The sequence below is a fragment of the Streptomyces resistomycificus genome (genome assembly GCF_001514265.1).
GTDB classification, from domain to species: Bacteria; Actinomycetota; Actinomycetes; order Streptomycetales; family Streptomycetaceae; genus Streptomyces; species Streptomyces resistomycificus.
On the sequence record NZ_KQ948997.1, the window covers coordinates 282,297 to 296,280 of the forward strand.

The 13,984-nt window shown below is 70.1% G+C and carries 11 protein-coding genes; all 11 read left to right on the forward strand.

What is annotated here, in order from left to right:
• Positions 1-137 precede the first annotated feature (137 nt).
• Positions 138-2,195 carry an excinuclease ABC subunit UvrC gene (gene uvrC, locus AQJ84_RS28905; RefSeq protein ID WP_030039581.1) on the forward strand — a complete coding sequence of 686 codons (2,058 nt, stop codon included), beginning with the start codon at positions 138-140 and terminating at the stop codon, positions 2,193-2,195.
• Positions 2,192-3,151, forward strand: a complete 960-nt coding sequence (rapZ, locus tag AQJ84_RS28910; protein ID WP_030039582.1) for an RNase adapter RapZ — start codon at positions 2,192-2,194, stop codon at positions 3,149-3,151. Before uvrC ends, rapZ begins: the two co-directional genes overlap by 4 nt.
• Positions 3,148-4,215 (forward strand): gluconeogenesis factor YvcK family protein, encoded by a 1,068-nt coding sequence (locus AQJ84_RS28915; RefSeq protein ID WP_030039583.1) that lies wholly within the window; start codon positions 3,148-3,150, stop codon positions 4,213-4,215. The genes rapZ and AQJ84_RS28915 overlap by 4 nt, the downstream gene beginning before the upstream one ends.
• A complete protein-coding gene (gene whiA, locus AQJ84_RS28920) occupies positions 4,206-5,195 on the forward strand; it encodes a DNA-binding protein WhiA (protein ID WP_030039584.1) in 990 nt (329 codons plus the stop codon). The genes AQJ84_RS28915 and whiA overlap by 10 nt, the downstream gene beginning before the upstream one ends.
• 155 nt (positions 5,196-5,350) lie before the next feature.
• A complete protein-coding gene (locus AQJ84_RS28925; protein ID WP_030039585.1) occupies positions 5,351-8,302 on the forward strand; it encodes a M14 family metallopeptidase in 2,952 nt (983 codons plus the stop codon).
• Between the two features lie 225 nt (positions 8,303-8,527).
• Complete coding sequence (gene gap, locus AQJ84_RS28930; RefSeq protein ID WP_030039586.1) at positions 8,528-9,538, forward strand: type I glyceraldehyde-3-phosphate dehydrogenase; 1,011 nt, start codon at positions 8,528-8,530, stop codon at positions 9,536-9,538.
• Positions 9,539-9,673: 135 nt separating this feature from the next.
• Positions 9,674-10,885 carry a phosphoglycerate kinase gene (locus AQJ84_RS28935; RefSeq protein WP_030039587.1) on the forward strand — a complete coding sequence of 404 codons (1,212 nt, stop codon included), beginning with the start codon at positions 9,674-9,676 and terminating at the stop codon, positions 10,883-10,885.
• Between the two features lie 5 nt (positions 10,886-10,890).
• On the forward strand, positions 10,891-11,667 hold the full coding sequence (tpiA, locus tag AQJ84_RS28940; protein ID WP_030039588.1) for a triose-phosphate isomerase: 777 nt from the start codon (positions 10,891-10,893) through the stop codon (positions 11,665-11,667).
• Positions 11,668-11,768: 101 nt separating this feature from the next.
• Positions 11,769-11,999: a preprotein translocase subunit SecG gene (gene secG / locus AQJ84_RS28945; RefSeq protein WP_030039589.1), complete on the forward strand. Its 231-nt coding sequence runs from the start codon at positions 11,769-11,771 to the stop codon at positions 11,997-11,999.
• Between the two features lie 216 nt (positions 12,000-12,215).
• On the forward strand, positions 12,216-12,551 hold the full coding sequence (locus AQJ84_RS28950) for an RNA polymerase-binding protein RbpA (protein WP_003957010.1): 336 nt from the start codon (positions 12,216-12,218) through the stop codon (positions 12,549-12,551).
• 133 nt (positions 12,552-12,684) lie between these two features.
• The gene (locus tag AQJ84_RS28955) at positions 12,685-13,953 is read left to right on the forward strand and encodes an MFS transporter (RefSeq protein WP_030039590.1); all 1,269 of its coding nucleotides are present in this window, start codon (positions 12,685-12,687) and stop codon (positions 13,951-13,953) included.
• The last annotated feature ends 31 nt before the right edge of the window (positions 13,954-13,984 follow it).

Sequence of the window (13,984 nt, forward strand, 5' to 3'; positions counted from 1 at the left end):
GGCCCGCAATTCCGTTTCCGGTCGTTCGTACCCCCTCGGCCGCGGCCTGTGGATCACCGAGGGCACCGCCGCCGACGCCGCCTGCCCGTTGTCCACAGGCCGCCACGCTGTCAGCCCCCGCCAGTAGGGTGTGAGACATGGCCGACCCCTCCAGCTACCGCCCCAAGCCGGGACAGATCCCGGACTCTCCCGGGGTGTACAGGTTCCGTGACGAGCACCGCCGGGTGATCTACGTCGGAAAGGCGAAAAGCCTGCGCCAACGCCTGGCGAACTACTTCCAGGACCTGGCGGGCCTGCACCCCCGCACCCGCACCATGGTCACCACGGCCGCGTCCGTGGAGTGGACGGTGGTGTCCACGGAGGTGGAGGCCCTGCAGCTGGAGTACTCCTGGATCAAGGAGTACGACCCCCGGTTCAACGTCAAGTACCGAGACGACAAGAGCTACCCGTACCTCGCGGTGACCATGAACGAGGAGTTCCCGCGCGTCCAGGTGATGCGCGGGCACAAGAAGAAGGGCGTGCGCTACTTCGGGCCGTACGGGCACGCGTGGGCGATCCGCGACACCGTGGACCTCCTGCTGCGCGTCTTCCCGGTGCGCACCTGCTCCGCCGGCGTCTTCAAGAACGCCACCCGCACCGGCCGCCCCTGCCTCCTCGGCTACATCGGCAAGTGCTCCGCGCCCTGTGTGGGCCGCGTCTCCGCCGAGGAGCACCGCGAACTCGCCGACGAGTTCAGCGACTTCATGGCCGGCCGTACGGGCACGTACCTCCGCCGTCTGGAGAAGCAGATGACGGAGGCGGCCGAGGAGATGGAGTACGAGCGGGCGGCCCGCCTGCGCGACGACATCGGGGCCCTGAAGAAGGCCATGGAGAAGAACGCGGTCGTGCTCGCCGACGCGACCGACGCCGACCTGATCGCGGTCGCCGAGGACGAGCTGGAAGCGGCCGTGCAGATCTTCCACGTCCGTGGCGGACGCGTGCGCGGCCAGCGCGGCTGGGTCACCGACAAGGTCGAGGAGATCACCACCGGCGCCCTGGTGGAGCACGCCCTCCAGCAGCTCTACGGCGAGGAGAGGGGCGACTCGGTCCCCAGGGAGGTCCTCGTCCCGGCCCTGCCCGACCCGGTCGAGCCGGTCCAGGAGTGGCTGACCGGGCGCCGCGGGTCCGCCGTGTCGCTGCGCGTCCCGCAGCGCGGCGACAAGAAGGCCCTCATGGAGACCGTCCAGCGCAACGCGCTCCATTCGCTCGCCCTGCACAAGACCAAGCGCGCCTCCGACCTGACCACCCGCTCGCGCGCCCTGGAGGAGATCGCCGACGCCCTCGACCTGGACAGCGCCCCGCTCAGGATCGAGTGCTACGACATCTCGCACCTCCAGGGCGACGACGTGGTGGCCTCCATGGTCGTCTTCGAGGACGGCCTACAGCGCAAGAGCGAGTACCGCCGCTTCCAGATCAAGGGCTTCGAGGGACAGGACGACGTCCGCTCCATGCACGAGGTGATCACCCGCCGCTTCCGGCGCTACCTCGCCGAGAAGGAGAAGACGGGGGAGTGGGCCGACGGCGAGACCCCCGACGCCGACGGACACGGCAACGGCCTCACCGAGGAGGACGGCCGCCCCAAGCGCTTCGCCTACCCGCCGCAACTCGTCGTCGTCGACGGAGGGCAGCCCCAGGTGGCCGCCGCGAAGAAGGCCCTCGACGAGCTGGGCATCGACGACATCGCCGTCTGCGGCCTCGCCAAGCGCCTGGAGGAGGTCTGGCTGCCGAACGAGGACGACCCGGTCGTCCTGCCCCGCACCAGCGAGGGCCTCTACCTCCTCCAGCGCGTCCGCGACGAGGCCCACCGTTTCGCGATCACCTATCAGCGCACCAAACGCGCCAAGCGCTTCCGGTCGAGCCCCCTGGACGACGTCCCGGGGCTCGGGGACGCGCGCAAGCAGGCACTGCTGAAGCATTTCGGTTCGTTGCGGAAACTCCGATCTGCCACCATCGACCAGATCTGCGAGGTTCCCGGCATAGGCCGCAAGACGGCCGAGACGATCGCCGTGGCCTTCGCCCAGGCGGCTCCGGCCACGCCGGCGGTGAACACGGCGACTGGAGAGATCATGGATGAAGAGGAACCCGGCACCATGGGTTCCGGAGGGGAGCCCGTGACGACGGGCGCCCCGGACGAACGACGGGGGCAGGAGACATGAATGTGAACGAGCACGACGGGCAACAAGGCCAGGCCGGAGACGGAGCACAGGTGAGTACGGGCACGCCCAACGAGACGGCCGCGGTCCCGGACGCGGCCATCCCCGAGCTGGTGATCATCTCCGGGATGTCCGGAGCCGGCCGCTCGACCGCGGCCAAGTGTCTGGAGGACCTCGGCTGGTTCGTCGTCGACAACCTCCCGCCCGCGCTGATCCCCACCATGGTGGAACTCGGCGCCCGCTCCCAGGGCAACGTGGCGCGGATCGCGGTCGTCGTCGACGTCCGCGGCCGCCGCTTCTTCGACAACCTCCGCGAGTCCCTCGCCGACCTCGACAGCAGGCAGGTCACGCGGCGGATCGTCTTCCTGGAGTCCTCGGACGAGGCCCTGGTGCGCCGCTTCGAGTCGGTGCGCCGCCCGCACCCCCTCCAGGGCGACGGCCGGATCGTCGACGGCATCGCCGCCGAGCGCGAGCTGCTGCGCGAGCTGCGCGGCGACGCCGACCTGGTGATCGACACCTCCAGCCTCAACGTGCACGAGCTGCGCGCCAAGATGGACGCGCAGTTCGCCGGCGAGGAAGAGCCCGAGCTGCGGGCCACCGTCATGTCCTTCGGCTTCAAGTACGGCCTGCCGGTCGACGCCGACCTGGTCGCGGACATGCGCTTCCTGCCCAACCCGCACTGGGTCCCGGAGCTGCGCCCCTTCAACGGCCTCAACGAGGAGGTGTCGGCGTACGTCTTCAACCAGCCCGGCGCCAAGGAGTTCCTCGACCGCTACGCCGAGCTGCTGCGGCTCATCGCGGCCGGCTACCGCCGCGAGGGCAAGCGGTACGTGACGATCGCCATCGGCTGCACCGGCGGCAAGCACCGCTCGGTCGCCACCTCGGAGAAACTCGCCGCGCGCCTCGCGGCCGAGGGCGTGGAGACGGTGGTCGTGCACCGGGACATGGGACGGGAATGACCGGACGTTCACCCCGGCTGAGCAGGCTGCGCCGGGCGGTACCCGAGGGGCGCGCGAGCAAGCCCGTCGAGGCCCGGGGCGCCAGGCCGCGCCGCCGGGGCGCGCAGCCCAAGGTGGTCGCCCTGGGTGGCGGCATGGGCCTGTCCGCCTCGCTGGCCGCCCTGCGCCGGATCACCGGCGACCTCACCGCCGTCGTCACCGTGGCCGACGACGGCGGCTCCAGCGGCCGGCTGCGCGACGAGCTGGGCGTGCTGCCGCCCGGCGACCTGCGCAAGGCCCTGGCGGCACTGTGCGGCGACGACGACTGGGGCCAGACCTGGGCCCGCGTCATCCAGCACCGCTTCCAGTCCAAGGGCGAGCTGCACGAACACGCGGTCGGCAACCTGCTGATCGTCGCCCTCTGGGAGCAGCTGGGCGACCACGTCCAGGCCCTCGACCTGGTCGGCAGGCTGCTGGGCGCGCACGGGCGCGTGCTGCCGATGTCCGCCGTACCACTGGAGCTCCAGGCCCTGGTCAGGGGCCATGACCCGGACCGGCCCGAGGACGTCGACACCGTGCGGGGACAGGCGACCGTCGCCCTCACCCCCGGCGAGGTGCAGTCCGTGCACCTGGTTCCGCACGACCCGCCCGCGGTACCGGAGGCGGTGGCGGCCGTCCTCGACGCCGACTGGGTGGTGCTGGGCCCCGGCTCCTGGTTCTCCTCGGTCATCCCGCACCTGCTCGTACCCGAACTCCTGGACGCGCTCACGCAGACGAAGGCGCGCCGGGTACTCTCCCTGAACCTCGCTCCGCAGCCGGGAGAAACCGAAGGCTTCTCCCCGCAGCGTCATTTGGAGGTTTTGGGACGACACGCCCCTAAACTCGCCCTGGACGTGGTGCTGGCCGACGAGGCCGCCGTGCCCGACCGCGATGTTCTCACCGAGGCCGCCAAGCGGCTCGGTGCCGCGGTCGAGCTGGCCCCGGTCGCCCGGAGGGATGGGTCCCCAAGACATGACCCGGAGCTCCTTGCCGCCGCGTACGACCGTATTTTTCGGATGCATGGAAGGATCGGCCCATGGCGATGACGGCAGCGGTGAAGGATGAGATCTCCCGGCTCCCCGTCACCCGTACCTGCTGCAGAAAGGCGGAGGTCTCCGCCATTCTGCGGTTCGCCGGAGGCCTCCACCTGGTGAGCGGGCGCATCGTGATCGAAGCGGAGCTGGACACCGCGATGGCGGCCCGTCGCCTCAAGCGGGACATCCTGGAGATCTTCGGCCACAGCTCCGAGCTGATCGTGATGGCACCGGGCGGACTGCGCCGCGGCTCGCGCTATGTCGTGCGGGTGGTCGCCGGCGGTGACCAGCTGGCCCGGCAGACCGGCCTGGTCGACGGCCGGGGCCGTCCGATCCGGGGTCTGCCCCCGCAGGTGGTCTCCGGTGCCACCTGTGACGCGGAGGCCGCCTGGCGCGGGGCCTTCCTGGCGCACGGCTCGCTCACCGAGCCGGGCCGCTCCTCCTCCCTGGAGGTGACCTGCCCCGGCCCCGAGGCCGCGCTCGCCCTGGTCGGCGCGGCCCGCCGCCTGTCGATCGCGGCCAAGGCCCGGGAGGTACGCGGAGTGGACCGGGTGGTCGTCCGGGACGGTGACGCGATCGGCGCCCTGCTGACCCGGCTCGGCGCCCACGAGTCGGTGCTGGCCTGGGAGGAGCGCCGGATGCGCCGCGAGGTGCGGGCCACGGCGAACCGGCTCGCCAACTTCGACGACGCCAACCTGCGCCGCTCGGCGCGCGCGGCCGTCGCCGCGGGCGCCCGTGTCCAGCGCGCCCTGGAGATCCTCGCCGACGACGTCCCCGAGCACCTCGCCGCCGCCGGGCGGCTGCGCATGGACCACAAGCAGGCATCCCTGGAGGAGCTGGGCGCGCTCGCCGACCCGCCGCTGACCAAGGACGCCGTCGCCGGGCGTATCCGCCGCCTGCTGGCGATGGCCGACAAGCGGGCCCAGGACCTCGGCATCCCCGGCACGGAGTCCAGCATCACCGAGGAGATGGCGGACAACCTCGTCGGTTGACCCCGCAGCACTTCCAACACGCCGGTGCCGACACCCACTTGGGTGATCGGCACCGGCGTTTGTGTGTCCTTGAGGCACCCTTGACTCGATCATGAACTGATATGAGCCTGACCTCTGTTCGTCGCTGACGTGGCGAACCACTGCTAGGGGGGTTCATGAGACGAAAAGCGAGACCGATCCTCGCTGTTGGCGCGCTCCTGCTCGGCGGTGCGGGAATCGCACCCATCGCCCAGGCGGCACAGAGCGCAGACTCTCCCGATCCGAACGAGGTCAAGGTCTTCCGCGCCGAGGTCACGCAGAAGCAGGTACCCCTGCTGCTGGCGGCCGGTCAGGACAGCCACGAACTCGGCGAGCAGGTACCCGAGAAGGGCGAGGCCACGGTCGAGGTCTACCTCACCGACCGTCAGGCCGACCGGCTCGAGGACCAGGGCGTCGATCTCACCGAGCACAAACTGTCGGCCAAGGCCGCGGACCGCGCCGAGGCGGCCGCCGAGGGCGTGTTCCGGCCGTACAGCGGCAGCGGCGGCCTGAAGGAGGAGATCGTCAGGACCGGGCAGGAGAACCCCGGCCTCACCAAGGTCGTCTCCATCGGCAAGACGGTCAACGGCCAGGACATCCTGGCCGTGAAGCTGACCAAGGGCGCCAAGAAGACCAAGGACGGCTCCAAGCCGTCCGTGCTGTACATGTCCAATCAGCACGCGCGCGAGTGGATCACACCGGAGATGACCCGCCGGCTGATGCACCATTACCTGGACAACTACAAGACGGACAAGAAGATCAAGAAGCTCGTCGACACGACCGAGCTGTGGTTCGTCCTGTCGGCCAACCCGGACGGCTACGACTACACCTTCCAGAACTCCGACAACCGCCTGTGGCGCAAGAACCTGCGCGACAACAACGGTGACGGCGCCATCGGCACCGGCGACGGCGTCGACCTCAACCGCAACTTCTCCTACAAGTGGGGCTACGACGACGAGGGTTCGTCCCCCAGCCCCTCCAGCCAGACCTACCGGGGCGCGAGCCCCGGCTCGGAGCCGGAGACCCAGGCCCTGGACGCCTTCCAGAAGCGCGTCGGCTTCACCTACGGCATCAACTACCACTCCGCCGCCGAACTCCTCCTCTACGGAGTCGGCTGGCAGGTGGCCACCGAGACCCCGGACGACGTCCTCTACGAGGCACTCGCCGGCACCCCGGAGAACTCCGCGATCCCGGGTTACCACCCGCAGGTGTCCTCGGAGCTGTACACCACCAACGGCGAGGCCGACGGCCACGCGGCGAACGTCAACGGCATGGCGATGTTCACCCCGGAGATGTCGACCTGCGAAACCGCCTCGAACGTCGACCCCGACGACGCCTGGAAGCCGCAGGACTGCCTGTCGATCTTCACCTTCCCGGACGACGAGACGCTGATCCAGCAGGAGTTCGCCAAGAACATCCCCTTCGCGCTCTCCCTCGCCGAGTCCGCCGCCAGGCCCGACCAGCCGAAGTCCGCGGCCGGTCTGAGCGCCGCCGACTTCACCCCGGCCGCGTTCACCACGTCGTACTCGCGCGGAGCGGACCAGGAGGTCTCCGTCGTCGTACGCAAGGCGGTGCGCGACAAGGAACTGAGGTACCGCGTCAACGGCGGCCGAACCCTGGACATGGCGCTCAAGCCTTGGAAGGGCGGCGAGCGGTACGGCGGTGAGGACAATATCTACTTCGACGAGTACCGGGCCGAGGTCCAGGACGGCGTCCCGGGCGACAAGGTCGAGGTGTGGTTCACCGGCGAGACCAGGAGCGGCAAGAAGGTCTCCAGCGAGCACTTCACGTACACCGTCGCCGAGCGCCCCAAGGCGGACACGCTCGTCGTCGCCGAGGAGGGCGCGACCGCCACACAGGCGCAGAAGTACGTCGACGCGCTCAAGGCCAACGGCCGCAAGGCGCTCGTCTGGGACGTCGCCGCACAGGGCGCGCCCGACGCGCTCGGCGTGCTGAGCCACTTCGGCACCGTCGTCCACTACACCGGCGCGAGCACCCCGGGCGTCGCCACCCAGCTCCAGCTGCGTGCCTTCCTCAACGAGGGCGGCAAGCTGGTCGAGGCCGGCGAGCTGGCCGGCGGCAGCGTCGACCTCGGCGGCGGCACCCTGTCGAACGACTTCAGCCAGTACTACCTGGGCGCCTACACCCGTGCGTCGACCCCGGGGGCCACCGGCTTCACCGGCTCCGGCGGCCTCGCCGGCTTCACGGGCGCACTCGGCCCCGCCGCCGGCAACCCCCTGGACCGGGCGGGGACGTACGGCGTGACGTCCGACGAACTGCCCGTCGACACGTACCCGCAGTTCGCGAGCGCGGGCGCGGGACAGTTCAGCGGGACGGCCAACCCGTACGGGCCGTACGCGGGCTCCTTCATGGCCGCCGCCGTCCACACCGACGACGCCTACAAGCGGCTCACCCGCACCGTCGACCTCACCGGAGTGAGCGCGGCGGACGCGCCCGCGCTGCGCACCCGGCTGCTGTGGGACACCGAGCCGGGCTACGACAACGTGATCGTCGAGGCCCACACCACGGGCGCCGACGACTGGACGACGCTGCCCGACACGGGCGGTGCCACCAGGACCACCGTGCCGGAGGACTGCTCGGCCGGGTACTACGTGGGCGGGCACCCGCAGCTCGAGCACTACCTCACCGTGGCGCCCGGCGGCTGCACCGCCAACGGGACCACCGGCGCCTGGAACGCCCTCACCGGCGCCTCCGGCGGCTGGCAGCAGGTGAACTTCGACCTGAGCGCGTACGCCGGCAAGTCCGTCGAGGTCTCGATCAGCTACGTCACCGACCCGGGCAGCGGCGGCCACGGCGTCCTCGCCGACGAGGCCTCGCTGGTCGTCGGCGGCGCCGCCACCCAGACCGAGGGCTTCGAGACGTCGCTGGGCGTCTGGAAGGTCGCCGGACCGCCCGCGGGCAGCCCGGCCGTCCTCAAGGACTGGGCGCGCACCGGGGCGCTCTTCCAGACATATGGAGCGGTCACCACGCACGACACCGTGCTGCTGGGCTTCGGCCTGGAGCACATCGCCTCGGCGGCCGAGCGGAAGGCGCTGGTGAAGAAGGCGCTCACCGCTCTCGACGGGTGACGCCCCCGGTCAAACCGTCGTGACCCTATGTAGTCAAATCGGGTGATCGGTTCTTCGGGCCCGGGCGGTCCGTACCCCTACTGGCCGGTACGGACCGCCCTGCCGTGTATGGGCCGTCTCGATGTCACTCCGGAGGGCTCAGGGAGGTAGGGTCGTAGGCGGTCGGGGACATCCCATACAGCTCGCCGGAGTCGAACCCGGCGTACCAACGAGGAGATCGGTTTCGTGACGATCCGCGTAGGCATCAACGGCTTTGGCCGCATCGGTCGTAACTACTTCCGCGCGCTGCTGGAGCAGGGTGCTGACATCGAGATCGTGGCTGTCAACGACCTGGGTGACACCGCGACCACCGCTCACCTGCTCAAGTACGACACCATCCTGGGCCGCCTGAAGGCCGAGGTGTCGCACACCGCCGACACGATCACCGTCGACGGCAAGACGATCAAGGTTCTGTCCGAGCGCAACCCCGCCGACATCCCGTGGGGCGACCTCGGCGTCGACATCGTCATCGAGTCGACCGGCATCTTCACCAAGAAGGCCGACGCCGAGAAGCACATCACCGGCGGCGCCAAGAAGGTCCTCATCTCGGCTCCGGCCAAGGACGAGGACATCACCATCGTGATGGGCGTCAACCAGGACAAGTACGACGCGGCCAACCACCACGTCATCTCCAACGCCTCCTGCACCACCAACTGTGTGGCGCCGATGGCCAAGGTTCTCGACGAGAACTTCGGCATCGTCAAGGGCCTGATGACGACGGTCCACGCGTACACGAACGACCAGCGCATCCTGGACTTCCCGCACTCGGACCTGCGTCGTGCCCGCGCCGCGGCCGAGAACATCATCCCGACCACGACGGGTGCCGCCAAGGCCACCGCCCTGGTCCTCCCGCAGCTCAAGGGCAAGCTCGACGGCATCGCGATGCGCGTCCCGGTTCCGACCGGCTCGGCCACCGACCTGGTCGTGACGCTGCAGCGCGAGGTCACCAAGGACGAGGTCAACGCCGCGTTCAAGAAGGCCTCCGACGACGGCGACCTCAAGGGCTTCCTGACCTACACCGAGGACCCGATCGTCTCCTCCGACATCGTCGGCGACCCGGCCTCCTGCACCTTCGACTCCTCCCTGACCATGGTCCAGGAGGGCAACTCGGTGAAGATCCTCGGCTGGTACGACAACGAGTGGGGTTACTCCAACCGCCTCGTCGACCTGACGGTCTTCGTCGGCAACCAGCTCTGATCAACAGAGCAGGCACATTGATGTGAGAGCAGGGCTCGGGCAGCGCAGGGACGCGCTGTCCGAGCCCTGACTCACGTACGGATCAAGCCCTCTTACGATCACGAGCATCACGAGCCCTCCTCAGGAGTTGTCCCCATGAAGACGATCGACGAACTTCTCGCCGTAGGCGTCGCGGGCAAGCGGGTCTTCGTCCGCGCCGACCTGAACGTGCCGCTGGACGGCACCACGATCACCGACGACGGCCGCATCCGCGCCGTCCTGCCCACCGTCAAGGCCCTCGCCGAGGCGGGCGCCCGGGTGGTCGTCGCCTCGCACCTGGGCCGCCCCAAGGGTGCCCCGGACCCGGCCTTCTCGCTCGGGCCGGCCGCCGCGCGCCTGGGTGAACTGCTCGGCACCGACGTGGCGTTCGCGACGGACACGGTCGGCGAGTCCGCCACGTCGACCGTCGCCGGCCTCGCCGACGGCTCGGTCGCCGTCATCGAGAACCTGCGCTTCAACGCCGGTGAGACCTCCAAGGACGACGCCGAGCGCGGTGCCTTCGCCGATCAGCTCGCGGCCCTGGCCGACGTGTACGTGGGGGACGGTTTCGGCGCGGTGCACCGCAAGCACGCCTCGGTCTTCGACCTCCCGGCCCGCCTCCCGCACGCGGCCGGCTACCTCATCGCCACCGAGGTCGCTGTCCTGAAGAAGCTCACCGAGGACGTCAAGCGGCCCTACGTCGTCGCCCTCGGCGGTTCCAAGGTCTCCGACAAGCTCGCCGTCATCGACCAGCTGCTCGGCAAGGCGGACCGCCTCCTCATCGGCGGCGGCATGGTGTTCACCTTCCTCAAGGCCAAGGGGTACGAGGTCGGCGCGTCCCTCCTGCAGGAGGACCAGATCCCGGTCGTCCAGGAGTACATCGAGCGGGCGCAGAAGAACGGCGTCGAGCTGGTGCTCCCCGTCGACGTGCTGACCTCCACCGAGTTCCCGGACCTGAAGACCAAGGCGCCGGGCAACCCCAACACCGTCGCCGCGGACGCCATCCCCGCCGACGAGCTGGGCCTGGACATCGGCCCCAAGACCCGCAAGCTGTACGCCTCGAAGCTCGCCGACGCCGCCACCGTCTTCTGGAACGGCCCCATGGGCGTCTTCGAGCACCCCGACTACGCCGAGGGCACCAAGGCGGTCGCCCAGGCCCTCCTCGACTCCCCGGGCTTCACGGTCGTCGGCGGCGGCGACTCCGCCGCGGCCGTCCGCATCCTGGGCTTCGACGAGAACGCATTCGGCCACATCTCGACCGGCGGCGGCGCCTCCCTCGAATACCTCGAGGGCAAGACGCTCCCCGGCCTCGCCGCACTGGAGGACTGACCTCAATGAGCACCCGCACGCCGCTGATGGCGGGCAACTGGAAGATGAACCTCAACCACCTCGAGGCCATCGCCCACGTCCAGAAGCTCGCTTTCGCCCTGGCCGACAAGGACTACGACGCCGTCGAGGTCGCCGTCCTGCCGCCCTTCACAGACCTGCGCTCCGTGCAGACCCTGGTCGACGGTGACAAGCTCAAGATCAAGTACGGCGCCCAGGACATCTCGGCGCACGACTCCGGCGCCTACACCGGCGAGATCTCCGGCCCGATGCTGGCCAAGCTGAAGTGCACGTACGTGGCGATCGGCCACTCCGAGCGCCGCCAGTACCACAACGAGACCGACGAGCAGGTGAACGCCAAGGTCAAGGCCGCCTACAAGCACGGCCTGACCCCGATCCTGTGTGTCGGCGAGGAGCTGGAGGTCCGCGAGGCGGGCAACCACGTCACGCACACCCTCACCCAGGTCGAGGGCGGTCTCAAGGACCTCCCGGCCGAGCAGGCCGAGACCGTCGTGATCGCGTACGAGCCCGTGTGGGCCATCGGCACCGGCAAGGTCTGCGGTGCCGAGGACGCCCAGGAGGTCTGCGCGGCCATCCGCGGCAAGGTCGCCGAGCTGTACACGCAGGAGCTGGCCGACAAGGTCCGCATCCAGTACGGCGGCTCCGTGAAGTCCGGCAACGTCGCCGAGATCATGGCCCAGGCGGACATCGACGGCGCCCTGATCGGCGGCGCGTCGCTGGACGCGGACGAGTTCGTCAAGATCGTGCGCTTCCGCGACCAGTGAGTATGCGGTAGCGGCGATACGTCGTACCCTGTCGGGGGCACAGCGCAGCGCTGTGCCCCCGACGTTCATCCAGATCCGAGGAAGTTGGTCCAGCCGTGGTTATGGGGTTCTCGATCGCCCTGATCGTCTTCAGCGGGCTGCTGATGCTGCTGGTGCTGATGCACAAGGGCAAGGGCGGCGGCCTCTCCGACATGTTCGGTGGCGGCATGCAGTCGTCCGTCGGTGGCTCCTCGGTCGCCGAGCGCAACCTCGACCGCATCACCGTGGTGGTCGGTGTGCTGTGGTTCGCGTGCATTGTCGTGCTCGGCCTGCTGATGAAGGCGAACAACTGATCAGCGTCGCACACGAAGCACGGCCATTCCGCACGTAAGGCCCCATGTTCGGTACGCGCAGCTGAGCGCGGCCTATCATGGGGCTTGCGTCTTTGTGTAGGGGGGCCTGTAACTCCAATCACTGGACGCGCGTTGGGCCTTACGTAGACTGAGGCGCTCGCAGTGAAGCGAAACGCCGACTCGCTTTGCGGCACCATCACGCAGGGAGTTACGACCGTGGCAAGTGGCAACGCGATCCGAGGAAGCCGGGTCGGGGCGGGGCCGATGGGCGAGGCCGAGCGGGGCGAGTCCGCGCCGCGTCTGCGCATCTCCTTCTGGTGCTCCAACGGGCATGAGACGCAGCCCAGCTTCGCCAGCGACGCGCAGGTTCCCGACACCTGGGACTGTCCGCGCTGCGGCTTTCCCGCCGGCCAGGACCGGGACAACCCACCGGACCCGCCGCGCACCGAGCCCTACAAGACGCACCTGGCGTATGTGCGGGAGCGACGCAGCGACGCGGACGGCGAGGCGATCCTCGCCGAGGCGCTCGCCAAACTGCGGGGCGAGATCTAGGAGTCGAGAGACGGCCGGGCATCCACAGATGCCTGGCCGAACCTGTTTCAGCGGCCCGGGCGGCCTCGCTCGCGACCCGGTTGTCAGTGGTGCCCTCTACGGTTTGTGCATCGGCGAATCGTGAGGGGGAGCGGTGGCGACGGTCGACGTGGTGGGCGCGCGGGTGCCCGCGTGGCGTGGGGGATTCGGGCGGCTGTGGAGCGCCGCCGTGCTCTCCAGTTTCGGCGACTCCCTGCGCGCCGCGGCGCTGCCCCTGCTCGCCGTGTCCCTGACGGACCGGCCGCTGCTCGTCGCGTCCGTGACCGCCTGCGGTTACCTGCCGTGGCTGGTGCTGGGGCTGCTCGGGGGCGCCGTCGCCGACCGGGTGGACCAGCGGCGGGCCATGTGGACGGTCGATCTGGCGCGCGGGCTGCTGGTCGCCGCCTTCGCGGCCGCCGTGGCCTTCGGGCACGCCTCGATCGGCCTGCTCATCGCGCTGGCCATCACCCTGACCGCCCTCCAGACCCTCTTCGACAACGCTGCCACCGCCCTGCTCCCCGCCCTGGTCGCCCCGGCAGCCCTCGGCAGCGCGAACGCCCGCCTGATGACCGGGCAGCGCATCGCCGGCGGCATGGTGGGCGGGCCGGTCGTGCCGGTGCTGCTCGCCGCCGGAGCGGCCGTCCCCTTCCTGGCCGACGCCGCGACGTTCCTCGTGGCGGCCGCGCTGGTGGCCTCCCTGCGGGCCCAGGCACCCGAGCGGAAGCCGAGACCGGGCGGCAGCACCCTGCGCCGGGAGATCGCGGAGGGGCTGCACACCCTGTGGCGCGACCGCGCCCTGCGCGGGCTGTGCGCCGCCACCGCCCTGTGCAACATCGGCATGGGCGCGCTGATCGCCACCCTGGTCGTCCTGGTGACCGGCTGGCTCGACACCGGTCCCGCGGGGTACGCGGCGGCGGGCGTCGCCTTCACCGTCGGCGGGCTGCTCGGGGGAGTGCTCAACGGCCGCCTGGTCGACGGCCTCGGCCGGATGCGGGCCGTGCTGCTCGCCGGTGTGGTGCAGACCGTGGCCCTGGTGGTGATGGGCACCGTGCGCAGCCTGACCGCTCTGGTGGCAGCCCTGTGCGTCTTCGGGGTCATGGGCATGGTGTGGAACGTCAACACGACGACGCTGATGCAGGAGCGCACCCCCGCCGAACTGCTGGGCCGGGTCGCCTCCGCCTTCCGGACCCTCGCGATGGGCGGGGTGCCGCTGGGGGCCATGCTGGGCGGCGCCGTCGCCACCGCCTGGGGTCTCAATGCCCCGCCCCTGCTCACAGCCGCCTTCTTCGTCCTGTCCGTCATCTCGCTGATACCCGCGCTCACGGCGCACGTACCTGTTGTTGCGCCGGACGACGGCGCCACGACAGCTCGCGCGCCACGCTGATCAATTAGGTTGGGAACCGCAGCGGGGCAGG